Annotated in this window: 27 protein-coding genes and 1 riboswitch; of the genes, 10 read left to right on the top strand and 17 right to left on the bottom strand. The window is 73.2% G+C overall.

The window, feature by feature from the left end; translation table 11 throughout:
- Nucleotides 1–22 precede the first annotated feature (22 nt).
- From C1703_RS11195 to C1703_RS11175, 5 genes are read right to left on the bottom strand one after another with little or no spacing between them, the layout of a single operon-like run.
- Complete coding sequence (locus tag C1703_RS11195; protein ID WP_114251937.1) at nucleotides 23–910, bottom strand: ECF transporter S component; 888 nt, start codon at nucleotides 908–910, stop codon at nucleotides 23–25.
- Complete coding sequence (locus tag C1703_RS11190) at nucleotides 907–2,562, bottom strand: ABC transporter ATP-binding protein (RefSeq protein ID WP_114251935.1); 1,656 nt, start codon at nucleotides 2,560–2,562, stop codon at nucleotides 907–909. Before C1703_RS11190 ends, C1703_RS11195 begins: the two co-directional genes overlap by 4 nt.
- Nucleotides 2,559–3,626 (bottom strand): CbiQ family ECF transporter T component, encoded by a 1,068-nt coding sequence (locus tag C1703_RS11185; RefSeq protein ID WP_114251933.1) that lies wholly within the window; start codon nucleotides 3,624–3,626, stop codon nucleotides 2,559–2,561. The genes C1703_RS11190 and C1703_RS11185 overlap by 4 nt, the downstream gene beginning before the upstream one ends.
- The gene (locus C1703_RS11180) at nucleotides 3,619–4,248 is read right to left on the bottom strand and encodes an SCO2322 family protein (RefSeq protein WP_114251931.1); all 630 of its coding nucleotides are present in this window, start codon (nucleotides 4,246–4,248) and stop codon (nucleotides 3,619–3,621) included. The genes C1703_RS11185 and C1703_RS11180 overlap by 8 nt, the downstream gene beginning before the upstream one ends.
- Entirely contained in the window at nucleotides 4,245–5,453 is a 1,209-nt protein-coding gene (locus tag C1703_RS11175; RefSeq protein ID WP_114251929.1) for a prenyltransferase/squalene oxidase repeat-containing protein, read from the bottom strand. The genes C1703_RS11180 and C1703_RS11175 overlap by 4 nt, the downstream gene beginning before the upstream one ends.
- Nucleotides 5,454–5,565: 112 nt before the next feature.
- Nucleotides 5,566–5,698, bottom strand: a riboswitch (cobalamin riboswitch).
- Nucleotides 5,699–5,746: 48 nt separating this feature from the next.
- On the opposite strand from C1703_RS11175, the gene C1703_RS11170 reads away from it, so the two are divergent.
- Nucleotides 5,747–6,424, top strand: a complete 678-nt coding sequence (locus C1703_RS11170) for a phosphotransferase (protein ID WP_114251927.1) — start codon at nucleotides 5,747–5,749, stop codon at nucleotides 6,422–6,424.
- A gap of 33 nt (nucleotides 6,425–6,457) precedes the next feature.
- A complete protein-coding gene (locus C1703_RS11165) occupies nucleotides 6,458–7,273 on the top strand; it encodes an SAM-dependent methyltransferase (RefSeq protein WP_114251925.1) in 816 nt (271 codons plus the stop codon).
- 24 nt (nucleotides 7,274–7,297) lie between these two features.
- Here C1703_RS11165 and C1703_RS11160 read toward each other — a convergent pair whose 3' ends face one another.
- From C1703_RS11160 to C1703_RS11150, 3 genes are read right to left on the bottom strand one after another with little or no spacing between them, the layout of a single operon-like run.
- Complete coding sequence (locus tag C1703_RS11160; protein ID WP_114251923.1) at nucleotides 7,298–8,203, bottom strand: helix-turn-helix transcriptional regulator; 906 nt, start codon at nucleotides 8,201–8,203, stop codon at nucleotides 7,298–7,300.
- Nucleotides 8,204–8,261: 58 nt separating this feature from the next.
- Nucleotides 8,262–8,726, bottom strand: a complete 465-nt coding sequence (locus C1703_RS11155) for a nuclear transport factor 2 family protein (RefSeq protein ID WP_114251921.1) — start codon at nucleotides 8,724–8,726, stop codon at nucleotides 8,262–8,264.
- 52 nt (nucleotides 8,727–8,778) lie between these two features.
- The gene (locus C1703_RS11150; protein WP_114251919.1) at nucleotides 8,779–9,804 is read right to left on the bottom strand and encodes an MBL fold metallo-hydrolase; all 1,026 of its coding nucleotides are present in this window, start codon (nucleotides 9,802–9,804) and stop codon (nucleotides 8,779–8,781) included.
- 84 nt (nucleotides 9,805–9,888) lie between these two features.
- Between C1703_RS11150 and C1703_RS11145 the strand changes: the two genes are divergently transcribed.
- Together C1703_RS11145 and C1703_RS11140 are read left to right on the top strand one after the other, a co-directional pair.
- On the top strand, nucleotides 9,889–11,340 hold the full coding sequence (locus C1703_RS11145) for an aldehyde dehydrogenase (protein ID WP_114251917.1): 1,452 nt from the start codon (nucleotides 9,889–9,891) through the stop codon (nucleotides 11,338–11,340).
- A 2-nt stretch (nucleotides 11,341–11,342) separates the two neighbouring features.
- Nucleotides 11,343–11,576 (top strand): ferredoxin, encoded by a 234-nt coding sequence (locus C1703_RS11140; protein ID WP_114251915.1) that lies wholly within the window; start codon nucleotides 11,343–11,345, stop codon nucleotides 11,574–11,576.
- Nucleotides 11,577–11,731: 155 nt separating this feature from the next.
- On the opposite strand, the gene C1703_RS11135 is transcribed toward C1703_RS11140, so the two are convergent.
- Nucleotides 11,732–12,052: a GYD domain-containing protein gene (locus C1703_RS11135; protein WP_114251914.1), complete on the bottom strand. Its 321-nt coding sequence runs from the start codon at nucleotides 12,050–12,052 to the stop codon at nucleotides 11,732–11,734.
- Between the two features lie 372 nt (nucleotides 12,053–12,424).
- Nucleotides 12,425–13,087: a TetR family transcriptional regulator gene (locus C1703_RS11130; protein ID WP_114251912.1), complete on the bottom strand. Its 663-nt coding sequence runs from the start codon at nucleotides 13,085–13,087 to the stop codon at nucleotides 12,425–12,427.
- Between the two features lie 210 nt (nucleotides 13,088–13,297).
- On the opposite strand from C1703_RS11130, the gene C1703_RS11125 reads away from it, so the two are divergent.
- The 3 genes from C1703_RS11125 to C1703_RS11115 are packed head-to-tail and all read left to right on the top strand — an operon-like array spanning nucleotide 13,298 to nucleotide 16,577.
- The gene (locus C1703_RS11125; RefSeq protein ID WP_114251910.1) at nucleotides 13,298–14,767 is read left to right on the top strand and encodes a glycosyltransferase family 4 protein; all 1,470 of its coding nucleotides are present in this window, start codon (nucleotides 13,298–13,300) and stop codon (nucleotides 14,765–14,767) included.
- Nucleotides 14,761–15,510 carry a class I SAM-dependent methyltransferase gene (locus C1703_RS11120; protein ID WP_114251908.1) on the top strand — a complete coding sequence of 250 codons (750 nt, stop codon included), beginning with the start codon at nucleotides 14,761–14,763 and terminating at the stop codon, nucleotides 15,508–15,510. The genes C1703_RS11125 and C1703_RS11120 overlap by 7 nt, the downstream gene beginning before the upstream one ends.
- A complete protein-coding gene (locus C1703_RS11115) occupies nucleotides 15,507–16,577 on the top strand; it encodes a prenyltransferase (protein ID WP_114251906.1) in 1,071 nt (356 codons plus the stop codon). The genes C1703_RS11120 and C1703_RS11115 overlap by 4 nt, the downstream gene beginning before the upstream one ends.
- A 76-nt stretch (nucleotides 16,578–16,653) precedes the next feature.
- Here C1703_RS11115 and C1703_RS11110 read toward each other — a convergent pair whose 3' ends face one another.
- Nucleotides 16,654–16,947, bottom strand: coding sequence for a hypothetical protein (locus C1703_RS11110; RefSeq protein WP_114251904.1), 294 nt, complete (start codon nucleotides 16,945–16,947; stop codon nucleotides 16,654–16,656).
- Between the two features lie 198 nt (nucleotides 16,948–17,145).
- On the opposite strand from C1703_RS11110, the gene C1703_RS11105 reads away from it, so the two are divergent.
- From C1703_RS11105 to C1703_RS11095, 3 genes are read left to right on the top strand one after another with little or no spacing between them, the layout of a single operon-like run.
- Nucleotides 17,146–18,357 carry a hypothetical protein gene (locus C1703_RS11105; RefSeq protein ID WP_232840450.1) on the top strand — a complete coding sequence of 404 codons (1,212 nt, stop codon included), beginning with the start codon at nucleotides 17,146–17,148 and terminating at the stop codon, nucleotides 18,355–18,357.
- Nucleotides 18,354–19,919: a vWA domain-containing protein gene (locus C1703_RS11100; RefSeq protein ID WP_114251902.1), complete on the top strand. Its 1,566-nt coding sequence runs from the start codon at nucleotides 18,354–18,356 to the stop codon at nucleotides 19,917–19,919. The genes C1703_RS11105 and C1703_RS11100 overlap by 4 nt, the downstream gene beginning before the upstream one ends.
- Nucleotides 19,906–20,655, top strand: coding sequence for a hypothetical protein (locus C1703_RS11095; RefSeq protein WP_157993094.1), 750 nt, complete (start codon nucleotides 19,906–19,908; stop codon nucleotides 20,653–20,655). Before C1703_RS11100 ends, C1703_RS11095 begins: the two co-directional genes overlap by 14 nt.
- 7 nt (nucleotides 20,656–20,662) lie before the next feature.
- Here C1703_RS11095 and C1703_RS11090 read toward each other — a convergent pair whose 3' ends face one another.
- From C1703_RS11090 to C1703_RS11065, 6 genes are all read right to left on the bottom strand, one after another.
- On the bottom strand, nucleotides 20,663–21,676 hold the full coding sequence (locus tag C1703_RS11090; RefSeq protein ID WP_114251898.1) for an LLM class F420-dependent oxidoreductase: 1,014 nt from the start codon (nucleotides 21,674–21,676) through the stop codon (nucleotides 20,663–20,665).
- Nucleotides 21,677–21,774: 98 nt separating this feature from the next.
- Nucleotides 21,775–22,596 (bottom strand): DUF5336 domain-containing protein, encoded by an 822-nt coding sequence (locus C1703_RS11085; protein WP_114251896.1) that lies wholly within the window; start codon nucleotides 22,594–22,596, stop codon nucleotides 21,775–21,777.
- A 158-nt stretch (nucleotides 22,597–22,754) separates the two neighbouring features.
- Nucleotides 22,755–23,705: an N-acetylmuramoyl-L-alanine amidase gene (locus tag C1703_RS11080; RefSeq protein WP_114251894.1), complete on the bottom strand. Its 951-nt coding sequence runs from the start codon at nucleotides 23,703–23,705 to the stop codon at nucleotides 22,755–22,757.
- Between the two features lie 210 nt (nucleotides 23,706–23,915).
- Entirely contained in the window at nucleotides 23,916–24,203 is a 288-nt protein-coding gene (locus tag C1703_RS11075) for a hypothetical protein (RefSeq protein ID WP_114251892.1), read from the bottom strand.
- 107 nt (nucleotides 24,204–24,310) lie between these two features.
- A complete protein-coding gene (locus C1703_RS11070; protein WP_114251890.1) occupies nucleotides 24,311–24,961 on the bottom strand; it encodes a class I SAM-dependent methyltransferase in 651 nt (216 codons plus the stop codon).
- A 166-nt stretch (nucleotides 24,962–25,127) separates the two neighbouring features.
- On the bottom strand, nucleotides 25,128–26,870 hold the full coding sequence (locus C1703_RS11065) for an MFS transporter (protein ID WP_114251889.1): 1,743 nt from the start codon (nucleotides 26,868–26,870) through the stop codon (nucleotides 25,128–25,130).
- Nucleotides 26,871–26,988 lie beyond the last annotated feature (118 nt).

The following is a 26,988-nucleotide window of genomic DNA, read 5'->3' as shown; positions in this document are numbered from 1 at the left end:
CACCCGTGACCGGGGCGGGTCCCTACGGCCCCGGTTCGTACGTGACCTGGGTCATGTGGGGGGCTTCACCCGCGGGGCCCCGATCGGGCCCGTCGAACGTGACCGGCGTCTCGAAGGCCGCCCGGCGCGTGGCACGGCGCAGCGCCCTGAGGACCGCCGGGCCGAGCACGAGCGTCAGGACGACGGTGACGACCGCGCGGCCCAGGTCCCAGCCGAGCGAGGTGGCCAGGCAGTACGCGAGGAAACGGGCCAGGTTCGTGGCGACCGGCGCGTGCGGGTCGAAGGCGACGTTCGAGGCGAGGGCGCTCATGAAGGGCCAGCCGGCCAGGTTCATGATCGTGCCGTAGGCGAAGGCGGCGAGGAAGCCGTAGGCCGCGAGCAGCGCGAGCTCCGCCCGGCCGCGCAGCCGGTCCGGGCCGGGCAGCAGGCCCGCGCCCATCGCGAACCAGCCCATCGCCAGCATCTGGAACGGCAGCCAGGGCCCGACCCCGCCCGTGAGCAGCGCGGACGCGAACATCGTCACCGAGCCCAGGACGAATCCGAAGCCCGGGCCGAGGACCCGGCCGCTCAGCACCATCAGGAAGAACATCGGCTCGATACCGGCGGTACCGGCGCCGATCGGCCGCAGGGCGGCTCCCGTGGCGGCCAGCACGCCGAGCATCGCGACCGCCTTCGGGCCCAGCCCGGACTCCGAGATCGCCGCGGCCACGACCGCCACGAGCAGGACCAGCAGGCCCGCGAAGAGCCAGGGGGCGTCCTGCGTGTGCGCGCCGATCCGCGAGGTGGGCGGCGCGAGGAAGGGCCAGCCGAAGCCGGCCACACCCACCGCGCTGACCAGGGCCAGGGCGGCGAGGGAGCGGGGGCCGAGGCGGACGGCCCGCGCCTGCCGTTGCGTGCGTTGCGTGCTCATGCGGTGGCCTCGGGCCGGAGGGCCGCGCGGACCTGGGAGACCGTGAGCCAGTGCTGGGGCGCCAGGATCTTGGTGACCTGCGGGGCGTAGGACGGGGAGGAGACCACGACGTCCGCCGTCGGCCCGTCGGCGATCACCTCGCCGTCGGCGAGCAGCACCACCCGGTGCGCGAGCTCGGCCGCCAGCTCCACGTCGTGCGTGGCCAGCACGATGGCGTGCCCCTCGGCGGCCAGGCCGCGCAGCACCGCGACCAGGCGGGCCTTCGCCGCGTAGTCCAGGCCCCGGGTCGGCTCGTCCAGCAGGACCAGCGGGGGCCGGGCCGTCAGGACGACGGCCAGGGCCAGCGCGAGCCGCTGCCCCTCGGAGAGGTCCCGGGGGTGGATGTCGTCCGTGACGCCCGGGAGCAGTTCGGAGACGAGGGCGCGGCAGGTGCCGGGGGGTGCGCCGGCGTCCTTGTCGGCCGCGGCGCACTCGGCGGCGACGGTGTCGGCGTAGAGCAGGTCGCGGGGTTCCTGCGGGACCAAGCCGACCTTGTGGACGAGGTCCTTGGGGGCGGTGCGGTGCGGGGTGGCTTCGCCGAGCCGGGCGGTTCCCGAGCTGGGCTTCACCAAGCCGACCAGGGTGTTGAGCAGGGTGGATTTTCCGGCGCCGTTGCGGCCCATGAGGGCGATGGTTTCGCCGGGGGTGATGGTGAGGTCGATGGCGCGGAGGGCCCGGATGCGGCCGCGGGTGACCGAGAGGGAGCGGAGTGCGCCTACCGGGGCGGGGGGTTCGGAGCGTTCGCGACTGCGGCGTGTACGTGGTTGCTCGCGCAGTTCCCCGCGCCCCTTGAGGGCGTTGTCCAGCTGTTGCCTCACATCCCCTGCCCTGCGCCTCGCGTCGCGGACCGTCATCGGCAACGGAGTCCAGCCCGCCAGGCGGCCCAGGGCCACCACCGGGGGGTACACCGGGGAGACGGCCATCACCTCGGCCGGGGGGCCCAGTACGGGGGCGGCGCCCGGGCTCGGCAGCAGGACGACCCGGTCGGCGTACTGGATGACGCGTTCCAGGCGGTGTTCGGCCATGAGGACCGTCGTGCCGAGGTCGTGCACCAGGCGCTGGAGGACCGCCAGGACCTCCTCGGCCGCCGCCGGGTCGAGCGCGGAGGTCGGCTCGTCCAGGACCAGGACGCTCGGGTGCGGGGTGAGGACCGAGCCGATCGCGACGCGCTGCTGCTGGCCCCCGGAGAGCGTGGCGATCGGCCGGTCGCGCAGGGCGGCGAGGCCGAGCAGGTCGAGGGTCTCCTCCACGCGCCGGCGCATCACGTCCGGCGCGAGGCCCAGCGACTCCATGCCGTAGGCCAGTTCGTCCTCCACGGTGTCGGTGACGAAGTGGGCGAGCGGGTCCTGGCCGACCGTGCCCACCACGTCGGCCAGTTCACGCGGCTTGTGCGTGCGGGTGTCGCGGCCGGCGACCGTGACCCGGCCGCGCAGGGTGCCGCCGGTGAAGTGCGGGACGAGACCGCTGACCGCGCCCAGCACGGTCGACTTGCCCACCCCGGACGGGCCCGCCAGGAGGACGAGTTCGCCCTCGGGGACCTCGAAGTCGACGCCCCGGACGGTCGGTTCGGCGGCCCCGTCGTACGTGACGGACACATCCTCGAAGCGGATCACGACGGCTCCTTGGGGTCGGGGGCGGCGAACGCGGGCAGCAGGCCGAGGAGGACGGCCCCGGCGGGCCAGACGGGCAGAGTCGGGGCGACGAGCGGGACCACACCCGGGTGCAGGGCCGCGGGGTCGCGCACGGAGGCGAGGGTGAGCAGGGCCGCGACCGCCACGCCCGAGGCGATGACGAGCCAGGCGCGCAGGTCCCAGCGGTCCGGGCGGTAGCGGGTGCGCAGGGAGCGGCGGCCGCCGAGCTTCAGGCCCGCGAGGGCGGCGGCGAGGCCGACGAGGAGCACGGGAACGCCGTAGCCGCCGCCCTCGGCCGTGAGGAGCCCGTACGTTCCCGCGCAGACGCCGAGCAGGCCGCCGAGGGTGAGGGCGGCGGTGGTGCGGCGTACGGCGGTGGGGACCCGCGCGGTACGGCCGTAGCCGCGGGCGTCCATCGCGGCGGCGAGGGAGACCGAGCGCTCCAGGGCGCCCTCCAGGACCGGCAGCCCCACCTGCAGCAGGCCCCGGACGCCCTGGTCCGGGCGGCCGCGCAGACGGCGGGCTGCGCGCAGCCGCTGGACGTCGGCGATGAGGTTCGGCGCGAAGGTGAGCGCCACGACCACCGCGACGCCCATCTCGTAGAGCGCCCCCGGGAGGGACTTGAGCAGGCGGGAGGGGTTGGCCAGGGCGTTCGCGGCGCCGACGCAGACGAGCAGCGTGGCCAGCTTCAGGCCGTCGTACAGGGCGAAGACGAGGGCCTCGGCCGTGACCTCGCCGCCGAGGCGGATGCCCTGCGCCCAGGCGGGCAGGGCGACTTCGGGGAGGGTGAACAGGGTGTGCGTGCCGGGAATGGGGGAGCCGAGGAGCGTCGCGAAGAGCAGGCGGATCAGCAGCACGGCGAAAGCGAGTTTGACGAACGCGCCGTAGGAGCGGGACCAGGGGGTGTCGGGGCGGCGGGCGGCCACGACGTACGCGGAGACGGCGACGAGGAGGGCGAGCAGGAGGGGGTTGGTGGTGCGGGTGGCCGCGGTACCGAGGGCCAGGGCCCACAGCCACCAGGCGCCGGGGTGGAGCGACCTACCCACGCCGGCGTACCTGCCGGACCGCCGCCCCGCCCAGGAGCGCCACCACCGCGATGCCCGCCAGCAGGCCCAGGGACGGGCCGTCGTCCGGCTGTTCCTTCTTCTCCGCCGCCGGCTTCCGCTGCTTCCCCGACACCTGCTCGCCGCAGCCCCGCTCCGGGTAGCCCGAGATCGCGCACAGCAGGGCGTTCGTGTCGTAGCGCAGCGGCCCGGCCACCGCCGCCAGGGCCTGTGCCGTCGTCGCGTCGGGCGAGACCTGGGCACAGGCCGTTCTCGCGGAGGGCGGGGTTTCGCCCTTGGGGGCGTCCGCGGGGGTGCCGAAGTCGAGGAGCAGCGCGACGCGCTTCCGGCCGTCCCGGGCCGGCGTCTTCGCGCAGATCGACGCGAAGTCGGCCGTACCGCGCGGCCGGGCCGCGTCGGAGGAGTCCTCGCTCACCGCGAACCGGAAGCCCTGGACGTCACCGTCCGAGGGGCGGGCCATGGACGGGCCCTGGGTCGCGTAGACCCAGCGGTCGCCGTCGCGCTCCCAGAACGACCAGTACCGGTAGCCCGCGGCCTGCGCCTGCCCCGCCCCCGCGCACAGCAGGAGCGAGGCCAGCAGGAGGACAACGGCCCGGCGGATCACGGCTGCTGCTTCCGGCGGCCGGTGAACAGGAACCCGATGCCGATCCCGGCGACGAGGCAGACGCCGACGTACCACCACACGCCGAACACGGAGTCGGAGTCCTGCTTCTCGTCCTTGGCGTCCGCGTCAGCCTTTGCGGCGCCCTGCGGGGCCGGGCCCGTCGCGTTCAGCTGCTTCACCAGGTCCGCGCCGCCGAAGTCGCGCGGGTCCGTGCCCGTCGCGTGCGCGGCGAAGATCAGCTGGGCGTAGGCGGCGGGACCGTTCTGGGCGGCCCAGCTCGCGGCGTTCTTCTCCAGCCAGCGCAGGGACTTCTCCGCCTGCGCCGTGTCGCCGTGCGCGGCGAGCGCGACGACGGCGTCGGCGGTGTTGCCGTAGTCGGGCTGCGGCTCGGCACCCGCCAGGGCGGACATCAGGTGGTCGTCGTCCTTGCCGAGGGCGGACGTGAGATACGCGGCCCCGTTCGCCGCCGCCTGCTCCGGCGTGCGCGGCTGCGCGCACGCCGCGTCGGACTTCCCGCCCGGCTTCACCACCATGCCCTGGCCCAGCGCGCCCAGCACCCCCGCCGCCGTGGCGTCCGCGTTGGCGGTCAGCTCGCCCTTCTTGTCCGGCTGGAACGCGAACGCGCCGTCGCCGTCCCCGCCGCAGGGCAGCGCGAGCTTCAGCAGCGCGTCGTAGGGCGACTTGCCGCCCTTCTCGACCCGGTCCGGCTTCTCGCGCACGGCGGTGAGCGCGCCGATGACGACCGACGTCGAGTTGGTGTCGCTGGCGCCGCCCGCCGCGTAGCCCCAGCCGCCGTCCTCGTTCTGGACGGACTTCAGCCAGTCGACGGCCTTGGCCGTGACGTCGTCGTGGCCGCCGAGCGCGGCCAGCGCCTGCACGGCGGCGGACGTGGCGTTGGTGTCGAGCACGGTCTTCGCGTCACACGCCGTGGCCGGGTCGGGCCGGTAGGAGGCGAACCCGCCGTCCGCGCACTGCTGGCGCACCAGCCACTCCACGGACTTCGCCGCCGGCCTCACCCCGACCGTGTCCTGCGCGAGCAGCGCGAGCGACTGGCGCCAGACGCCGTCGAACTTCGGGTCCTTGTCGCCGTACAGGGCGGAGGGGAACGCCTGGGACGGCGAGGGGGACGGGGCGGCCGTGGCCGGCGCGGCGGCGCCGATCACGGCGACGGCGGCCAGGACCGCGGCGCTGCGGCGGACGTTCATGATCGGCGGGTGCCTCTCCCAGTGGGGGAGCCGGGCAGCACGGGACACCCCGGCGGCTCGGCTCCGTATACCTCGACGGTGCCGTGCACCGGCGGGCTGCCGGGCACGCGAGCCGGTCACGAACCGTACGGGGCGATCCGGCTCACCGCCGTGGGCCGGCGGTTTCACGGTTGCGGGTCAGCGCCGGAATTGCACCGGCTTCCCCCCGTACGGGTGTGATGACGACCCGCTCACTGTACCCGCACGTAGGAAACCGGCCGAGGGCGCCGGGTGGACGGCGGTAGCTTCGACGCATGCCGACCACACCACCGGGGAAGCTGCTCGGCTCCGGCCGCCGCGCCGACGTCTACGAGATCGACGAGGCGTGGGTGCTGCGCCGCGAGCGGGAGGACGGCGGCGACGCGGCGGCCGAGGCCGCGGTGATGGCGCATGTGCACGCCCACGGCTACCCGGTTCCCCGGGTCCGCCCGTCCGGCTCGCGCACCGACCTGGTGATGGAACGGCTCTCCGGCCCGACCGTGCTCCAGGCGTGCCTCGCGGGCACCCTGGACGGGACGGAGGCGGGCTCGCTCCTCGCCCGGCTGCTGCGCGAGCTGCACGCCGTGCCCGCGCTGCGCTCCACCGACCCGGCCGTCCGCGTCCTCCACCTGGACCTGCACCCGGAGAACGTGATCCTCACGCCCGACGGCCCCCGCGTCATCGACTGGTCCGACGCGGCGGAGGGCGACCCGGGCATGGACTGGGCGGCGACCGCGGTGGTCCTCGCGCAGGCCGCCGTCGCCGGCGACTCGCTCTCGGCACTCGCCGAGGTCATGCTGACCGCTCTCCTCGCCGGTCCGTCGCCGCTCGCCCGGCCGGCCCTGGCCGAAGCCCTGCGCCGCCGGGCCGCCAACCCCACCATGGACGAGACGGAAGTCGAACTCCTGGGATCCGCCGAGGAGTTGATCCTCTCCACGGCGCGGACAGGCTAACGTTGGCCTTCCCGACCACACGCAGGAGCGCCCATGACCGACCAGGCGGAGAACCCCGAGCGGGAGCCGTTCCCAAAGATCGACACCTCGGTGCCGCACTCGGCCCGGATCTGGAACTACTGGCTGGGCGGGAAGGACAACTACGAGGTCGACCGGGTGGCCGGTGACGCGTTCCGCGACATCTTCCCCGGCATCGAGACCGGCGCCCGCGCCGCCCGCTACTTCCTCGCCCGCGCCGTCCGCCACCTGGCCGCCGAGGAGGGCATCCGCCAGTTCCTGGACATCGGCACCGGGCTGCCCAACGTCGACAACACCCACCAGATCGCCCAGCGGGTGGCCCCGGAGAGCCGGATCGTCTACGTCGACAACGACCCGCTGGTGCTGGCCCACGCCCGCGCGCTGCTCACCAGCACACCCGAGGGCGTCACCAACTACGTCGACGCCGACCTGCGCGAGCCGGGCACGATCATCCGGGAGGCCGGGAAGACGCTGGACTTCGACCGGCCCGTCGCCCTCATGCTGATGGGCATCCTCGGCCACATCGAGGACCACGACGAGGCGCGCTCCATCGTGCGGGAGCTGATGGCCGCCCTGCCCTCCGGCAGCTACCTCGTGAGTTACGACTCCACCGACACCAGCGAGGACTACGTCAGGGCCATCCGGCAGTACAACGACGGCGGTTCGATCCCGTACATCCTGCGCAGCCCCGAGCAGATCGCGCGCTACTTCGACGGCCTGGACCTGCTCGAACCGGGCGTGACGTCCTGCTCCCGCTGGCGGCCCGACGCGGAGGCACTCGGCCTGCCCGCGGAGGTGCACCAGTACGGCGGTGTCGCCCGCAAGGGCTGAGCCGTCAGGTCTCCTGCTGGGCCGTCAGGTCTCCTGGAGGAGGCGGTGCAGGATGGTCGGGGTCTCGTCCGGTGGCTCGGCTTCGACCACCAGCCGGTTCATGGCGTCCCAGTAGCGCTCGATCTCGGCGGGCCGGTCGGGGTAGAGGGCGGTGGTGAGCTTCTCGAGGTAGACCACGTCCGGCAACTGCCCGCCCGGCAGCCGCAGGATGGTGACCGGGCCGCCTTCCGCGGCGTGCCCGCCCGCGTGGAACGGCAGGATCTGGACGGTGACCTGCGGAAGCCGGCACACCTCGATGAGGTGCCGGAGCTGGGCGCGCATCACCCGGATGCCGCCGACCGGGCGGCGCAGCGCGGCCTCGTCCAGCACCGCCCACAGCTGGGCCGCCGGCTGCCGGTGCAGGATCCGCTGCCGGGTCGTCCGCAGCGCGACCCGGCGGTCGATCTCCTCGGCGCCGGCGTCCGGGTGGGCCAGCCGGATGGCGGCGCGCGCGTAGTCGGCGGTCTGCAGCAGGCCGGGAACGCGCTGGACCTGGTAGCAGCGGATGAGGCTCGCCGCCTGCTCCGCCCCGAGGTAGGTCTGCATCCACGTGGGCACCACGTCGCTGTAGTACCGCCACCAGGCCGGGGTGTTGGCCTGCTCGGCCAGCGCCAGCAGCGTGGCGCGTTCGGCCTCGTCCGTGACGCCGTAGAGCGTCAGCAGATCGGCGACGTCACGCAGTTTGAAGCCGTGGCGCCCGGCCTCCATGCGGCTGATCTTGGAGGAGGAGGCGCGGATGACGTGCCCCGCGTCCTCGCGGGAGATGCCGCGCTCCTGCCGCAGCCCGCGCAGTCGTGCGCCCAGCGCCAGCCGCGGCACCATGGGCCCCGCCGACCGGCCGTCCAGGGCTCCGCTGCCGGTCGATGGACGTGCGGCCTCTTCGGTGCCCATGGGCATGTCTCCCGGTGCGAGCGGTGCGTCCGACCATCCTAGGGGGCACCCGCCTACGTCAAGTGCCTTGTGCCGCAGGCATGTTCAGCCGGGGCGTGGGTCCGCCGAAGGGCAGGCGCAGGGTCCGGGAGGAGAGCAGCCAGGTGCCCGCGGCCCGCCGGAAAGCGTCCTCGTAGTGGCCGACCTGCACCGGCGGCCCGGCCGGGACGACACCGCCCGCGTAGCCGTCGACGCGGTAGGTCGTGAAGTACGAGACCGCCCCGGCCGTCTCCGGGGACGTGACCGTGACGAGGGTGTTGGACATCATGCGGCGGGACAGCCGGTCCGCGGGACGGGAGCCGAAGTAGGCGCGCAGGGCGTCGCGGCCCTTGATCACGCGGTCGCCCTCCGGCCACTGCCAGACACCGTCCTCGGTGAACAACTCGGCGACGGAGGCCGGTTCGCCGAGGTCGAGCCGGTGGACGAAGTCGAGGATCAGGCGCTCGCAGGCGCGTTCGGCGAGGAGGCGTTCCATGGGGTCCATGGGGGTTTCCCAGCACCCCGGCGCGCCGCCCGGCGACGGATTCGCCGCTCCCTCACACCGCCACGTACGTCATCGGCTCGCTCCCCGGCACCGCCTCCGCCCGGCCCAGCTTGACCAGGCGGCGCAGATGGGCCTCGGCCTCCGAGACGGCGATGGTGCGGGAGCCGTACGGGATCTGGTCCCAGGGGCGGTTCCACTCCATGCGCTCGGCGAGCTGCCAGGGCGTGAGCGGCTCGGCGAGGAGGGACCGCAGGGCGGTGAGGCGGTCCTCGTGGTGGGTGAGCAGCTCGCGCACGCGGGCGGCCGCGTCGGGGAACGGGTGCTGGTGGGCCGGGAGCACCTCGGCGGGGGCGAGACGGCCCACGCGTTCCAGGGAGTCGAGGTAGTCGCCCAGCGGGTCGGTGACCGTGCTGTCGTCCGGGTCCTCGTACAGGCCGATGTGCGGGGTGATCTCGGGCAGCAGGTGGTCGCCGGAGAACAGCCGGCCGTGGCCCGGGAGGCGGGCCGGGTGGGTCTCCTCCAGGTGGAGGCAGACATGGCCGGGCGTGTGGCCCGGGGTCCAGATCGCGCGGATGCGGCGGCCTGGCAGGTCGAGGAGTTCGCCCGGGGCGATGTCGCGGTCGGGCAGGGCGGGGGAGAGGCCGGGCAGGGCGCGGGGCCGGGCCGCGCGCAGCGGGGCGATGTGCTCCTCGGGCGCGCCGGCGGCGGTGAGTTTGGCCGCCATGTACGCCAACCAGCGCTCGGGACGGGCCTCCCTGGTCCGCCGTACGACCGCGGTGTCCGCCGCGTGCATCGCGATCCAGGCGCCCGAGGCCTCGCGGACGCGGCCGGACAGGCCGTGGTGGTCCGGGTGGTGGTGGGTGACGACCACGCCGTGGATCTCGGTGACCGAGGTGCCGCAGGCCGTGAGGCCCTCCGCGAGCGTGTCCCAGGACTCGGGGTCGTCCCAGCCGGTGTCGATCAGCACCGGGCCGCGGTCGGTGTCGACGACGTACACCAGCGTGTGGCCGAGGGGGTTGTCCGGGATGGGGACCCGGAGGGAGCGGACGCCTCCGCCGTGATCGAACGCCTCGGTCATCTGCCCTCCGCTCCACGGCCATTGCTCACTATAACGGGAACTGGTATCAGTTCTGAAACACCGTCAGAAACGAGGGCAGTGGCGATGGCCGAGCTCGTGGAACACGGACAGCTGTTCATCGGCGGGGAGTTGACCGACCCCCGGGGCAAGGACGTCATCGAGGTGATCTCGCCGCACACGGAAGAGGTCATCGGACGCGTGCCGCACGCCGCCACGGCGGACGTGGACCGGGCCGTGGCGGCGGCGCGGCGGGCGTTCGACGAGGGGCCCTGGCCGCGCATGAGCCTCGACGAACGGATCGAGGTCGTGAGCCGGATCAAGGACGGGATCGCCGCCCGGCACGACGAGATCGCCCGCGTGATCTCCGCCCAGAACGGCTCGCCGTACTCCTGGAGCGTCCTCGCCCAGGCGCTCGGCGCGGTGATGGTCTGGGACGCGGCCATCACGGTCGCGCGGAACTTCACCTACGAGGAGCGGCGCGACGGCGTGCTCGGCGGGATCCTCGTGCGGCGCGAGCCGGTCGGGGTCGTCGCGGCCGTCGTCCCCTGGAACGTCCCGCAGTTCGTCGCCGCCGCCAAGCTCGCCCCGGCGCTGCTCACCGGGTGCACGGCCGTGCTCAAGCCCTCGCCCGAGTCACCGCTCGACGCGTACCTGCTCGGCGAGATCACCCGCGAGGCCGGGCTGCCCGAGGGCGTGCTGTCGATCCTGCCCGCCGACCGGGAGGTGAGCGAGTACCTGGTCGGGCACCCGGGCCTCGACAAGGTGTCCTTCACCGGGTCCGTCGCCGCCGGCAAGCGCGTGATGGAGGTCGCGGCCCGCAACCTCACGCGCGTGACGCTCGAACTGGGCGGCAAGTCCGCGGCCGTCGTCCTGCCCGACGCGGACGTCGAGGCGGCCGTGGCGGGCATCGCTCCCGCGGCCTGGATGAACAACGGCCAGGCCTGCGTCGCCCAGACCCGCATCCTCCTGCCCCGCTCCCGCTACGACGAGTTCGCCGACGCCCTGGCCGCCGCGGCGGGCGCCCTGACCGTCGGCGACCCGCTGGACCGGGCGACGCAGGTGGGCCCGCTGGTGGCCCGGCGACAGCAGCAGCGCAACCTGGACTACATCCGCATCGGCCAGGAGGAGGGCGCCAAGATCCTCACCGGCGGCGGCCGCCCGGCCGGCCTCGACCGCGGCTGGTACGTCGAGCCGACCCTCTTCGGCGACGTCGACAACTCCATGCGCATCGCCCGCGAGGAGATCTTCGGCCCCGTCATCTGCCTGCTGCCCTACGACGACGAGTCCGACGCCGTGAAGATCGCCAACGACTCCGACTACGGGCTGAGCGGCAGCGTGTGGACGGCGGACGTCGAGCACGGCATCGACATCGCCCGGCAGGTCCGCACGGGCACCTACTCGGTCAACACCTTCAGCCTGGACATGCTCGGCCCCTTCGGCGGCTACAAGAACTCGGGCCTTGGCCGGGAGTTCGGGCCCGAAGGGTACGGCGAGTACCTGGAGCACAAGATGATCCACCTGCCGGCGGAAGCCTAGAGATGGGCGACCGCTGGCACGTCGAGGTCGACCGCTCCCTGTGCATCGGCTCCGCCCAGTGCGTCCACCACGCACCGGACGGCTTCCGCCTCGACGCCGCCCGCCAGTCCCATCCGCTCGCCCCGGACACGGACGCGAACGAGCGGGTGCTGGAGGCGGCGGAGAGCTGCCCGGTGGAGGCGATCGTGATCACGCTGGGGGACAGCGGGGAGGCGGTGTTCCCGCCGGAGGAGTAGCCGCCCGGCCCGCGGGGTCCGTCAGGCGCCGGGGGCGCGGTCCGTCAGGCGCAGGGTGCGCGTCGTCAGGCGCCGGGGGCGCGGTCCGTCAGGCGCAGGGTGCGCGTCGTCAGGCGCCGGGCGCGCGGTCCGTCACGCGCCCGGTGCGCGGTTTCTCAGGCGCCCGGCGCGCGGTAGTCCACCTGCTGCCGGACGGCCTCGTCGACCTCGTCGGCCGACAGCAGGACGACCGTGCTCGTGCGGACCCCGCCGGCCGCCGAGACGACCATGCCCATGGCCGCGGCGGAGGTGTTGCCCGGCAGCTCCGCCGTGACGTAGACGTCGTCGTCGCCGAAGGCCCAGTACATCGACTCGACCCGGCCCCCCAGTCCGTCGACCATGCGCGCGACGACCTCGCGCCGGGCGCTCCCGCCTTCCCTGAGCAGACCCTTGAGCCCGTCCGGGGTCAGCTTCACCTTGAAGAGGTACTTCGGCATCGGGGCCACCTTTCATTTCCGCCCGAGGAGTCGTTTCGACTCCCTCATGCTCCTTCCGTCGCGGGCTGCCGTCGCGGCGACGAGGGGTGCGAACAGGGCCATACGGGTCACTCGGGACATTCAGGTAAAAAATTCCGCCCGGGGTCTTCTCTCCACGGACAGAAGTTCTAATCTGGAGACAGGCCTACGGGACGAGTGAGGGAGTCCGACCGGAGTAGCCGACGTTGGCCGGAAGCCTCGGCTTCCGCCGGTGCCGACTGCGACGGTAGGGCTGAGAGGCCGGAAGGAAGCAGGGCCGCAAGGCCGGCGACCCGAAGGCGACCCCCAACACCTGATCCGGACCATGCCGGCGAAGGGAACCCGTCTCGTAGGTCATTCACGTGTGTCCGGGGCCGTCAGGTCGATCAGCCGGCACACCGTCTCGATGTCGATCTTCACCTGGGCGATCGAGGCCCGGCCCGAGAGCCAGGTGATCAGGGCCGAGTGCCAGGTGTGCTCGATGACCCGGACCGCAGAGAGCTGCTGCGGCGTCGGGTTCTCCTGCCCCATCGCGTCCAGGATGATCGCCGTGGTCTGCCGGGAGACCTGGTCGACCTCCGGGCTCACGCTGCGGTCGGCGAAGGTGAGGGCGCGGACCATCGCGTCGGCCAGGTGCGGTTCCCGCTGCAGGGCGCGGAAGGCCCGCATCAGCGTCTCCGCGACCCGCTCGGCCGCCGTCTCGCCCTGCGGGGGCTTCTTCCGCAGCGTGCCGTGCATGTGCTCCAGTTGGTCCTGCATCGTGGCGACCAGCAGGTGGATCTTGGAGGGGAAGTAGCGGTACAGCGTGCCGAGCGCCACCTGCGAGGACTCCGCGACCTCGCGCATCTGCACGGCGTCGAAACCGCCCCGGCTGGCCAGCTGCGCACTCGCGTGCAGGATGCGGCGACGCCGGGCCTCCTGCCGCTCCGTGAGGGGAGCGGAGGCGGGGGCTGCGGCTCTGGCTTCCACCTTGGCCACCTTGTTCACCTTGGCGTTCACCTTGGCTTCCGCGGGCATGGGTCGTCCCGTTCCGTGACCGTCCGTGAGGACGAGTGATCACACAGCATGGCACGGCGCCGGCCGTGGCGTGAATCACCTGATCCACTGGTCACAGCGCCCCTACCTGCCGGTAGATTCGGAGCCTCCGAACGATCAAGTCTGAAACTTGTTCTAGATTAGCGTCCCGGCGTAATCTCGCGGGACAGTGCAGGGAGAAGGGGGCCCAGAGTGACCGCTGAGGCCAGGGAGGCCGGGGCCTCGGAGGACCCGGCTGCCGACGGCTTGCGACCGCTCCACATCGCGCTCCTCACCTATAAAGGGAACCCGTTCTGCGGCGGCCAGGGCGTCTACGTCCGGCACCTCTCCCGCGAGCTGGCCCGCCTCGGCCACCGCGTCGAGGTCATCGGCGCCCAGCCCTACCCCGTCCTCGACGAGGGTTACGACGGACTGCGCCTGACCGAGCTGCCCAGCCTCGACCTGTACCGCCAGCCGGACCCCTTCCGCACACCCGGGCGCGACGAGTACCGCGACTGGATCGACGCGCTGGAAGTCGCGACGATGTGGACCGGCGGCTTCCCCGAGCCGCTGACGTTCTCGCTGCGCGCCCGCCGCCACCTGCGCGCCCGCCGCGGCGAGTTCGACGTCGTGCACGACAACCAGACCCTCGGCTACGGCCTGCTGGGCGACGTCGGCGCGCCCCTGGTGACGACCGTCCACCACCCCATCACCGTGGACCGGCAGTTGGAGCTGGACGCGGCGGACGGCTGGCAGCGGCGCTACTCGGTGCGGCGCTGGTACGCCTTCACGCGCATGCAGAAGCGGGTGGCGCGGCGGCTGCCGTCCGTGCTCACCGTCTCCGGCACGTCCCGCCAGGAGATCGTCGACCACCTCGGCGTCCGGCCGGACCGGATCCACGTCGTCCACATCGGCGCCGACACCGACCTGTTCTCGCCGGATCCGTCCGTGCCGGTCGTGCCGGGCCGGATCGTGACGACGTCCAGCGCGGACGTGCCGCTCAAGGGCCTGGTGTACCTGGTCGAGGCGCTGGCCAAGGTCCGTACGGAGCACCCCGGGGCGCATCTCGTCGTGGTCGGCAAGCGTCCCGCCGAGGGGCCCGTCGCCCAGGCGATGGAGCGCTACGGGCTGGAAGGCGCCGTGGAGTTCGTCAAGGGCATCTCCGACGCCGAACTCGTCGACCTGGTGCGCTCGGCGCAGGTCGCCTGCGTGCCGTCGCTCTACGAGGGCTTCTCGCTGCCGGCCGCGGAGGCCATGGCGACGGGGACGCCGCTGCTCGCCACGACCGGGGGTGCGATCCCCGAGGTCGCCGGGCCGGACGGCGAGACGTGCCTCGCGGTGCCGCCGGGGGACTCCGAGGCACTCGCGGCGGGGCTGGGCCGCCTGCTGGGCGACCCGGAGCTGCGGGCGCGGCTCGGGGCGGCCGGGCGGCAGCGGGTGCTGCGGCACTTCACGTGGGCCAGGGCGGCGGAGGGGACGGTGGCGCGGTACCGCGAGGCCATCGAACGGGCCGGGGGCCACCCGACCCGGACCCCGGGCCGGGCCTCCGGCGTCGCGGCGGCCACGGCGGGTGCCGGCTCACCGGCTGCCACCCCTCAGGTTTCCGTGTCCTCGGCGGGTGCCGTCTCCCCGGCTCCCGCAGATGTAACAGGCGTCAACTCCGAAAGCAGGGCCACGTGCTGACCGTCGACTTCTCCCGGTTCCCGCTCGCCCCGGGCGACCGTGTCCTGGACCTCGGCTGCGGTGCCGGCCGGCACGCGTTCGAGTGCTACCGGCGCGGCGCGCAGGTCGTGGCGCTGGACCAGAACGCCGACGAGATCCGCGAGGTCGCGAAGTGGTTCGCGGCGATGAAGGAGGCCGGGGAGGCCCCCGAGGGCGCCACGGCCACGGCCATGGAGGGCGACGCCCTCGCGCTGCCCTTCCCCGACGAGTCCTTCGACGTCGTCATCATCTCCGAGGTGATGGAGCACATCCCCGACGACAAGGGCGTCCTCGCCGAGATGGTCCGCGTGCTGAAGCCGGGCGGCCGCATCGCCGTCACCGTGCCGCGCTACGGCCCCGAGAAGGTCTGCTGGGCCCTGTCCGACGCCTACCACGAGGTCGAGGGCGGCCACATCCGCATCTACCGGGCCGACGAGCTGCTGGAGAAGATCCGGGAGGCAGGCCTGGAGCCCTACGGCACCCACCACGCGCACGCGCTGCACTCCCCGTACTGGTGGCTGAAGTGCGCGTTCGGCGTCGACAACGACAAGGCGCTGCCGGTGCGCGCGTACCACAAGCTGCTCGTCTGGGACATCATGAAGAAACCGCTGGCCACCCGGGTCGCCGAGCAGGCGCTGAACCCGCTGATCGGCAAGAGCTTCGTGGCGTACGCGACCAAGCCGCACCTGCCGCGCCTGGCCGACACCGGGGCGGACGCCCAGTGACGACTCCCCGGACGGAACACCTGGTCCTGCCCGGGGTCCTCACCGCCGGGCAAGCCGCCGAAACCGTCGCCGGCATCCTCGCCGTGCAGCGCGAGGACGGCGCGATCCCCTGGTTCCGGGGGCACCACCTCGACCCCTGGGACCACGTCGAGGCGGCGATGGCCCTCGACACGGCCGGCGAGCACGAGGCCGCGGAGCGGGCCTACCTGTGGCTGGCCCGGCACCAGAACGAGGACGGCTCCTGGTACGCGGCCTACACCGACGGGGAGTCCGACGCCGTCACCGACCGCGGCCGGGAGACCAACTTCGTCGCCTACATAGCCGTGGGCGTGTGGCACCACTACCTCTCCACCGGTGACGACACGTTCCTGGACCGGATGTGGCCGACGGTGTACGCGGCGGTGGAGTTCGTGCTCCGCCTGCAGCAGCCGGGCGGGCAGATCGGCTGGCGCCGCGACGACGACGGCACGGAGACCACCGACGCCCTGCTGACGGGCTGCTCCTCCATCCACCACGCGCTGCGGTGCGCCCTGGCCATCGCCGAGCAGAGGGAGGAGGCGCAGCCGGACTGGGAGCTGGCGGCGGGTGCCCTGCGGCACGCCATCCGCCACCACCCGGAGCGGTTCCTCGACAAGAACCGCTACTCGATGGACTGGTACTACCCGGTGCTGGGCGGCGCGTTGACCGGCGCCGAGGCCAAGTCCCGCATCGAGGAAGGCTGGGACCGGTTCGTCGTGCCCGGGCTGGGCGTGCGGTGCGTGGTGCCCAATCCGTGGGTGACGGGCGGGGAGTCGGCCGAACTCGCCCTGGCACTGTGGGCGATGGGGGAGTCCGACCGCGCGCTGGAGGTCCTCCAGTCGATCCAGCACCTGCGGGACGCGGAGAGCGGGCTCTACTGGACCGGGTACGTCTTCGACGACGACGCGATCTGGCCGCGGGAGCTGACGACCTGGACGGCCGGGTCGTTGCTGCTCGCCGTCGCCGCGCTGGGAGGCCATGAGGCGACCTGTGCGGTGTTCGGCGGGGAGCAGTTGCCTGTCGGACTCGAGGCGGAGTGCTGCGCCTAGGAACTCGCGGCGTTGGGCTGGCTGTGCGGGCGCGGGTCGTGCGTGGGTCGCTCGCGCAGTTCCCCGCGCCCCACAGTCAGTGCCGGTGCACCCGGTTGGCGATGGCGTGGCCCACGAACAGGTACACCACCGCCGCCAGGCCGTAACCGGCCACCACCCTGGCCCAGGCCTCGTCGAAGGTGAAGAGGTCATGGGACCAGCCGGCCAGCCAGCGGGCCGCGTCATGGATGAACTGGACGAAGTCGTTCGCCCGGTTCGCGTCCAGCAGGTACATCAGAATCCACAGGCTCAGGATGAGGGCCATGATGTCGGCGACGACCGCGATGATCGTGCCGGCCTGATTCGCGCCGTTGCGATATCGAGGGGACATGTTCACCGGGTTGCCCCCGCGGCCGGATCGAAACCCGCCGCGCCCTTCCCGCCGTGTTCAACGGACGTTCCCGGCGGGGTCGTTCGGGGTACACCCGCATCACCGACGATCCTGGCCCGGCCGGCCGGGGAGCGCGCCGGTGTCACGGGGGGGAGAACGCAGGTGCCCGCGAACAGACCCGCTGCCGAAGAGCCGCGGTTGACTGTCACCAGACCCCCGCGCCGGCGTCTGCGCAGAGCGCTGGCGTCGGCGCTGCCCGTCCCGGTCATCGGGCTGGTCCTGCTCGTGACCTCCGGGAACCTGCTGCTGCCGCTGCGGCAGGTGGTCACCATCGAGGCCAAGATGGCCTCGAAGCGGGACTTCTTCCAGGACCCCGAGGTCGAGCGGCTGCTCATGAAGCACGGCTTCCGCGTGCACATCACCAACATGGGCTCGCGTGAGATCGCCAAGCAGGACTACGAGGGATACGACGTCGTCTTCCCCTCGGGCCAGCCGGCCGCCGACCTGATCAGCCGGGAACGCGCCCGGGCGAACCGTCCGGTGCTGCTGTACCGCCCGTTCGTCAGCCCCATCGTGCTGGCCACCTACCGGGACTACGCCGAGGTGCTCACGGCGGAAGGCGTCGCGGAGCGGCTGCCCGGCTCGGGCGGCCCGCCGATGTACTACACCCTCGACATGCGGAAGTTCCTCGACCTCGCGCACGGCAAGAGGAAGGGCGTCCAGCGCGCTTCCAAGGGCGGCTACCGCTGGGACGAGATCGACCCCGAGCACAAGGACTACGTCCGCAACGGCAACAAGATCCTCGCCCAGACCTCGGACATCTGCGAGGCCAACTCCGCCGGTACCTACCTCGGACTCGTGGCCTTCGTCGAGCACGGGAACGACGCGCCGGACAGCGAGGCGGAGGCGGAGCGACTCGCCCGCAAGATCAAGCCGCTCCTCGTCGAGCAGGGCCTGCCGTCCTCCGAACGGGCCGAAACGTATCTGTCCCCCGACGGGCAGAGCATCGCCCCGATCTCGGTGATCTACGAGCACCAGTTCCTCGCCCACCAGATCAGGCACGAGGCGGCGAAGGGCACGACCGACGACGAGCGCGTCCTGCTCTACCCCTCCACACGCTTCGTCACCGAACCCCAGCTCGTCGCGCTGACCGGCGACGGCGCCCGGCTCGGCGAGCTGGTCAGCAAGGACCCCGAACTCCAGCAGCGGGCCATGGAGTTGGGCTTCAGGGCCCGCAACGCCACCAGCAGCTCGACCAGCGAGGAGCTCACCCGGTTCCTCACCGAGCGGCAGATCCCGGTGCCCACCACCTCCGCCGACGACACCCGGGCCGTCCTGCCCAGCCTGCCCCTGCTGGAGAAGATGATCGAGATCGTCGGCGACTGCCCGGACCGGACGGGCAGCCGGTGAGGCGCGGCGCGGGCCTGACGGCGCTCTGCCTGGCGCTCGTGGCCACCTTCCTCACCGCCTGCTCGGGCGACGGCGGCGACGACACGGTCCGGCTGCGCGTGCTCGCCAGTCCCGACCTCGCCGTACTGGCCCCACTGCTGAGCGAGCTGAAGGACGAGACCGGCGTCGACCTGCGCCTGGACCTCCGGGCCGACGCCGAGACGAAGACCCCGGACCGCGGCGGGCACGACCTCGCGTGGCTGTCCTCCGACCGCTACCTGCGCCTCACCGACAAGAACGCCACCCGGGGGCTCCAGCGCACGCCCACCATGACGTCCCCCGTCGTCATCGGCCTGAAGCCGGACGTGGCGCACAAGCTGCGCGCCCAGGTGCCCGGCTCCCGGCTCACCTGGGCCGACATCGCCGACGCCGCCGCCGACGGCACCGTCCGCTTCGGCATGGCCGACCCCCGGCACGCCGGCAGCGGACTCGCCGCCCTCGTCGGCGTCGCCACCGCCGCGGCCGGCACCGGAGCCGCGCTGCGCCCCGAGGACGTCTCCTGCGACCGGCTGCGCGGCTTCCGCTCCGGGCAGACCCTCACCGCCGACACCGGCCCCGCCCTCGTCGACTCCTACGTCGACCACCAGGACGAGACCAACGCCCTCATCAGCTACGAGTCCGACCTGCTCGCCCTCAACGCCACCGGCCGCCTCGAGAACCGCCTGGAGGTGGTCCGCCCCGAGGACGGCATGGTCCTGGCGGACTTCCCGCTGCTCCTGCTGAACCCGGCCCACCGCGCCGCGTACGACAAGGTCACGCAGTGGCTGCGGCGCGACCCGGTGCAGCGGCAGATCATGCGGCACACGCTGCGCCGCCCCGTGAGCACGACGGTCCCCCGGGACGCTCCACTGCGCGAACCGGTCGGCAACGCCCTCTTCTTCCCCGACCAACCAGCCGTCATCACGACCCTGTTGGCGGACTACGGCGACCCCGACCGCCGCACCCCGAGCCAGGTGGTCTTCCTGCTCGACTTCTCCGGCTCGATGCGCGGTGCCCGCATGGCCGCCCTGCGCGAGGCCTTCGCCGGACTCAGCGGCGCGGACCCCTCCGCCTCCGGCAAGTTCACCCGCTTCTACCGGGGCGAGCGGCTGACCGTCGTCCGGTTCGGGGGCCGGGTGCTGGCGGAGAAGACCGTCACCGTCACCGGGCCGAAGGACCTCGACGCGCTCGCCGACACCGTCGCCCGGGGCGGTTACGGTGACGCCACCGCCGTGTGGTCCGCCCTCGACCACGGCTACCGCACCGCCGCCCGCGCACTGGCCGCCGACCCCGACCGCTCCGTCTCCCTCGTCCTGATGACGGACGGCGAGAACAACGCCGGCCTGTCGTACGCGGAGTTCGTACGCCGTCACCAGGCCCTGCCCGCCGCCGTGCGCGCCGCCGTCCCCACCTACCCCGTCCACTTCGGCGAGGCCGACGCGCGCGAGCTGCGGCGCGCGGCGGCGCGGACGGGGGGACGGATGGTGGAGGCCGGCGGCTCGTCCCTTTCCGAGGCTTTCAAGGAGATCCGTGGCTGTCACTGACGCACTGTGGTGGAGCCTTTGGTGGCCGTGGATGACGGTCTGGCTGGTGACGGCCGCCGGCGCGGTGGTGCTCGCGGTGGTCCTGGTGCGCCATGCCCGGGAGCGCCGCAGGCACCTGCGGCGCTGGCAGTCGGCGTACAGCATCTGCCTGTACCTGGACGAGCAGGCGGTGATGGACCTGTACGAACTCGGCAACTACCGGTCCGCGCTGGAGGAGGCCGTCGAGCTGCGGACGAAGGTCGACACGAGTGTCGGCTTCTGGAGCCGGGTGCTGACCTGGCTGTTCCGGTTCCGGCTGAAGCGGGACGTCAGCCAGGAGACGTTCCGCAAGTTCGTGCGCAAGGACAAGCCGATCAACGTGATCGGCGTGGTCCTGGAGGCCTTCGACCGGGCCGACGCCATCGTCCACGCCGACCTGACGACCCTGACCGTCGTCCCGAACCGGAACCTCGCCGACAACCTGGCCGACGGCCGTGCGGTCACCCTGAGCCGCATCGGCGAGTTCGTCTCGGTCAAAGGCGTGTTCACCCGCGTGCCGGACGTGACGGAGGGCTTCGTCCTGCGGGCCGAGTACGGCGACGAGCAGCCCCCCGTGTACATGCGCGTCGTGGCCCCCGGCAACGCCCGCCGCTCGATCCCGGCCGGCACCTTCACGGCCCGCTGCCTCGGCAAGATGACCGGCTGGCGCGAGGAGACCCGCGAGGTGACGCTGGAGGCCATCGCGATCTTCTGGTGACCGCCGCTCAGCGGGAGTTGAGCTCGGCGAGCACCCGCAGGGTGTGCGGATCGGGCGCCAGGACCAGCAGGTCCGTCACCGGCCCCTCGCGCCACGACTCCAGCCGCTCCGCGATGCGTTCGCGCGGGCCGACCAGGGAGATCTCGTCGGCGAAGGCGTCCGGGACCGCGCGGACGGCCTCCTCGCGGCGGCCCTCCGCGAACAGCCGCTGGATCCGGCGGGCCTCCTCCCCGTACCCCATGCGGGCCATCAGGTCGGCGTGGAAGTTCCTGGTCGCGTGGCCCATCCCGCCGATGTAGAAGCCGAGCATCGCCTTCACCGGCAGCAGCCCCTCGGCGACGTCGTCGCAGACCCGGGCCTGGGCCATCGGCGCGACGAGGAAGCCCTCGGGGAGTTCGGCCAGGGCCGGGCCGTAGACCTCCGGCCGGGTCGGCGCCCAGTACAGCGGCAGCCAGCCGTCGGCGATGCGGGTCGTCTGGGCGACGTTCTTCGGCCCCTCCGCCCCGAGCAGGACCGGCAGATCGGCGCGGAGCGGGTGCGTGATCGGCTTGAGGGGCTTGCCGAGACCGGTGGCGTCCGGGCCGCGGTAGGGGTGGGAGTGGAAGCGGCCGGGCAGTTCGACGGGGGCCTCGCGGCGCAGCACCTGCCGCAGGACGGCGACGTACTCGCGGGTGGCGGTGAGCGGGGAGGCGGGGAACGGGCGGCCGTACCAGCCCTCCACGACCTGCGGGCCGGACAGGCCGAGGCCCAGCAGCAGGCGGCCGCCGGAGAGGTGGTCCAGGGTCAGGGCGTGCATCGCGGTCGTGGTCGGCGGGCGGGCCGCCATCTGCGCGACCGCCGTGCCGAGGCGGATGCGGGTGGTGTGCGCGGCGATCCAGGCGAGCGGCGTGAAGGCGTCCGAGCCCCAGGACTCCGCCGTCCACACGGAGTCGTAGCCGAGCCGCTCCGCCTCCTGCGCGAGGTGCACGTGGCCGGGGGAGGGGCCGCGGCCCCAGTAGCCGAGCGCGAGTCCGAGCCGCATCCTGCCTCCTGACGGTGTGTCAGCTGACGGGGCGACGACTGTACGGCAACGGCCCCCCGCCCGGAAGGGCGAGGGGCCGTGCGGGAGACCGTGGGGGCTCAGCCGCGCTGGATGCCGGAGGTGTCCTGGAGGACACCGCGGCGGCCGTCCTGCGTCTGGGCGACCAGGGCCGCGCCGCGCTGCTCGACCGCCAGGTACCAGGTGCCCGGGGCGAGTTCGGCGATGGGCGTCGGCGAGCCGTCCTCCGCGAACAGCGGCCGCGGCACCGGCACCGCGAACCAGAACGGCGAGAAGTCCCCGGCCGGCGGCTGCGGCTGCGGCTGGGCCTGCGCCTGCTGCGGCTGACCACCGTAGGGCTGCCCCGGCTGCGGGTGGCCGTAGCCGCCGGGCTGCTGGGCGCCCGGGTAGCCGTAACCACCCTGCGGCTGAGCCCCGTAGGGCTGGGGAGCGGCCGGGCGGGGGGCCGGGATGAGGGCGCCCTTGAGGGCGGGGACCAGGGGGGTGGCGAGGGCGGCGGCGGCCATGAGCAGCGTGGCGACGAGGGCGAGGATCAGGCCCGTGCCGGCGCTGGGACCGTCGGAGGAGCTGCCGACGTTGTCGACGGCACCGCCCGGGTCGAAGACGTTGCCGAGGGCGCTCCACGCGGCGAAGACCGTGAAGGCGGCCCCGAACTGGCCCAGGTCCAGCCCCGCGACCTTCGGCGGCTGGGGCAGGCCCCGGGAGACGACGACGAGTGCGGCCCCGATGATTCCCGCCAGGACGACACCGAGCACCACCGGCCCGCTTCCCCAGAGGCTCGGAAGTTCGAGGCTGTCGGGCGCACCATCGATCGAATAGATGTCGAAGAACGACGCGATGAACAGCAATACCGCTGCTCCGATCACCACGCCGTCGCCTCGAGTGAGGGAGCGGATATTCACTTCAGGTCCTTCGTAGGTCGTCTCATCGTCGGTGGAGGCGTCGCTGTCACCCTGTCGCCGTCTGGCCCCTGTGTGAAGCGTGGGGGTGGCCCCTCATCGTAAGGAGGACACTATCGTCCGCCCGATCAGGGTGTCCGCCGGGACCGGCCCGCCGAGTGCTACCCACGCAGGAAAAGCACGATTCCCTCAGAGATCCCTTGCGCCGCCTTCTGCCGCCAGGCGCCACTGGTCAGCAACGCCGCGTCCTTGCTATCGCGCATGTTGCCGCACTCGATGAACACCTTGGGAACCGTTGACAGATTGAGACCGCCGAGGTCCTCGCGCGTGACGAGGCCGCTGCCGTCGCCGATGTAGTTGGAGGGCGCGCTGCCGGTGACGGCCACGAAGCGGCCCGCGACGCGCTCGCCGAGGTCCCGGGAGGGGCCGACGATGGCACGGGTGTCGGCGGCGCCCGCGTGCACCGCGCCGGGCAGGATGACGTGGAAGCCGCGGTTGCCCGCGCCCGAGCCGTCCGCGTGGACCGAGACCACGGCATCGGCCTTCGCCTCGTTGCCGATCCGGGCCCGCTCGTCCACGCAGGGGCCGTACGGCCGGTCGTCGTCCTGCGTCAGCTTGACCGTGGCGCCCTGCTCTTCGAGGAGCGTGCGCATCCGGCGCGCCACGTCCAGGGTGAACTTCGCCTCGGTGTACCCGTCGTTGGTGGAGGTGCCCGTGGTGTCGCACTCCTTCCAGTTCGTCCCGATGTTCACCTTGCGGTTGATCTCGGACGGGTGCTGGAAGTTGCCCGGGTTGTGCCCGGGGTCGATGACGACGACCTTGCCCTTGAGCGGGCCGGAGGCGGCGGGCGTGGACGGGGCGGGCGCGTCCGAGGGGGCCGGGGAGGTGCCCGGCTCCTTGGCGTCGTCGGAGGGGCTGCTCGGCGCGGCGGGCGGAGTGGACCCTACGGCCGCCCGGTCCGAGCCGCCCGCGTCCCCCGAGCCGCCCACCGTCTCGTACACCAGCCAGCCGAGCAGCGCCCCCGGCACGAGCGCGGCGAGCGCGACGGTCAGCGGGCCGCGGCGGGGGCGGCGGGGCTGGGGAGGTTCGAATTCCGGGCCTGCGTACGACACGCCTGCCACCCTAGCGGCCGTGCCGGGGCGCAGCGGGCCGAGGACGGCCCGACGGGTGGCGGTCACCCCCTCATCGCCGCCGTCGCCTCCGTGCCGGGGCGCAGCGGGCCGAGGACGGCCCGACGGGTGGCGGTCACCCCCTCATCGCCGCCGTCGCCTCCGTGCCGGCAGGGTCGTAGCGGGCCGTTGCGCGTCCTCGGTCGGTGGCGGCTATCCGGCGTTGCCGCCCTCGCTGCCGTGCCGTACCGCCTCCTTCACCCGCGCCTCGATCTCCTGGCGGGGCGTCTCCTCCTGCTTCGCGTACGCGGTCACCGCCGCCTGGACGTCCCGGGCGAGGTCCCGCCAGGCGCGCCAGGCGGTCTCCCAGGTGGTGGTCTGCCGGTCGCTCCACTCGGTCTGGGTGGGCGGCCCGTACGCGTCCTGCAGCTCACGCACGCGGGCGTACGCCTCGTCCGCCGCGCGCTGCTTCTCGACGAGCTCTGCGAAGGTGTGTGCCACGCGCCCGGATCCTTGGGCAGCGCCGGTCGCCCGCCGACTCGCCACGCCGCCCGTGGGCCGACCGGGAGGGGGTACGGAGGGCGCGGTTCACCCGCCCAGCCGTTCTGCTAGACGCCCGGCCCGGTGCGCCGCAGGACCCGCAGCGAGTCCGTCGCCGAGACCTCGGTGAAGGCGCCGGAGGCGAGGGCCCTCAGGTAGACGCGGTAGGGGGCCTGGCCGGTGAACTCGTCCTGCGGGTCGGGGAAGACGTCGTGGATGACGAGCAGGCCGCCCTCGGCGACGTGCGGGGCCCAGCCCTCGTAGTCGGCGCCCGCGTGCTCGTCGGTGTGGCCGCCGTCGATGAAGACGAACCCCAGGGGGGTCCGCCAGAACGCGGCGATCTGCGGGGAGCGGCCGACCAGCGCGACCACGTGCTCCTCCAGGCCCGCCCGGTGCAGGGTGCGCCGGAACGTGGGCAGCGTGTCCATCAGGCCGATCTCGGGGTCGACCGTCTCCGGGTCGTGGTACTCCCAGTCGGGCTGCTGCTCCTCGCTGCCGCGGTGGTGGTCGACGGTGAGGGCGCTGACCCCGGCCGCGCGGGCGGCGTCGGCGAGCAGGATCGTGGACCGGCCGCAGTACGTGCCGACCTCCAGCAGGGGCAGCCCCAGCCGGCCGGCCTCCACCGCCGCCGCGTACAGGGCGAGGCCCTCGGCCATGGGCATGAACCCCTTCGCCGCCTCGAACGCGGCCAGGATCTCGGGCTTCGGGGCCGCAGGCATGGGGTTCCTTCCGGTCGTACGACACTCCGGGCGCCCATGGTGCCCCACCCCCTGCCCGTGCGGGACAGGGGGTGGGCGGTGGGGGATCAGGGCGACGTGGAACCCGCTCGTCGGGGGCGGGCCCGTCCGCCCGGACCCGCCCGCGGGGTGCCCTGCGGGGTGCGGTTCAGGGCGCGGCGACCGTCCGGCCCGGCAGCGACAGGTCCAGGTCGACGGGCCGGTCGTCGCCCGCGTGGCTCGCGGACGAGGCGAGCGGTTCGTGGCCCGCCGCCCGTACCGCCACGACGTAGGAGCCCTGGCCGGGGACGCCGAGCGCGTAGCCGCCGTCCTCGGCGGAGAGCGTCGCCCCGGCCTGGCGGCCCCGGCGGTCGATCAGCGTGACCCTGGCCCGGGCGACCGGGGAGCCGTCGGCGGCCAGCACCCGGCCCCGGAAGCCGCGCAGCACCTGCTCGGCCCGCTCCAGCGCGGCGTCCTCCTCGCTGCTGGCGCGCAGCTGCGGCCTGCCCGAGGGGCGGCGGCCCGGCAGGAACAGCGCCAGCAGCAGGCCCACGGCGACGGCGCCGGTCGCGATGAGGAAGGAGACCCGGAAGCCGTGCATGGTCGGGATCTCGACGCCGCCGACGGTGTTCGCGGTGTTCGCCAGCACCATGCCGATCACGGCGCTCGACACCGAGGTGCCGATGGAACGCATCAGCGTGTTGAGGCCGTTGGCCGCGCCGGTCTCCGACGCCGGGACCGCGCCCACGATCAGCGCGGGCAGCGAGGAGTAGGCGAGGCCGATGCCCGCGCCCAGCAGGACCGAGATGACCAGGCTCTGCCACGGGGCGCTCATCAGGCCGAGGCCGGCGCCGTAGCCGATCGCGATGATCAGCAGGCCGAGGATCAGGGTCACCTTGGGGCCGTACTTCGCGGACAGCCGGGCGTAGACGGGCGCGGTGAACATCATCGTCAGGCCGAGCGGCGCGACGAGCAGACCCGCGACGACCATCGACTGGCCCAGGCCGTAGCCGGTGGACTTCGGCAGCTGGAGCAACTGGGGCAGGACCAGGGAGACGACGTAGAAGGAGACGCCGACCATGATCGAGGCGAGGTTGGTGAAGAGCACGGCCGGGCGGGCCGTGGTGCGCAGGTCGACCAGCGGGGCCTGCACGCGCAGTTCCATCACGCCCCACAGCACGAGCACGACCGCCGACGCGGCGAACAGGCCCAGCGTGGTGCCGGAGGCCCAGCCCCAGTCGCTGCCCTTGGTGATCGGCAGCAGGAACAGCACGAGTCCGGCGGAGAGGCCGAGCGCGCCCGGCAGGTCGAAGGAGCCCTCGGCGCGCATGGGGGACTCCGGTACGACGAGGAGGGTGAGGGCGATCGAGAGCGCGCCGAGGCCGGCGGCGCCGTAGAACAGGGCGTGCCAGTCGCTGTGCTGGGCGACCAGCGCGGCGGCGGGCAGGGCGAGGCCGCCGCCGACGCCTATGGAGGAGCTCATCAGGGCCATCGCCGAGCCGAGCTTCTCGCGGGGCAGCATGTCCCGCATCAGGCCGATGCCGAGCGGGATCGCGCCCATCGCGAAGCCCTGGAGCGTGCGGCCGGTGATCATGAGCAGCAGGTCGCTGGTGAGCGCGCTGACGAGGGCGCCGGCCACCATCACCGAGAGGCTCAGGATCAGCATGCGGCGTTTGCCGTAGAGGTCGCCGAGGCGGCCCATGATCGGGGTGGCCACCGCACCCGAGAGGAGGGTCGAGGTCAGGACCCAGGTGGCGTTGCTGGGGGCGGTGTCCAGCAGTTGGGGCAGATCCTTGATGACCGGGACGAGCAGGGTCTGCATCACCGCGACAACGATGCCCGCGAAGGCGAGCACCGGGACCACGGCCCCGTTCGCTCTGCCGGCGGGACGGTCTGTCGTCGTCTGCGTCATTGAGAGAGGCCTCCAGGCCGGGGGTCGGGCGTGCACGGTTACGTGGAGTGCGAACCTCGTATGCGCAGGCAACTATTCCGTTGCTTTGGCACTCTAACGAAATCTTGACCTTCTCTTG

The organism is Streptomyces sp. Go-475 (genome assembly GCF_003330845.1).
Lineage (GTDB): Bacteria > Actinomycetota > Actinomycetes > Streptomycetales > Streptomycetaceae > Streptomyces.
Note: the sequence above shows the minus strand (reverse complement) of the source record. Positions and strands in the feature narration are given on the sequence as shown.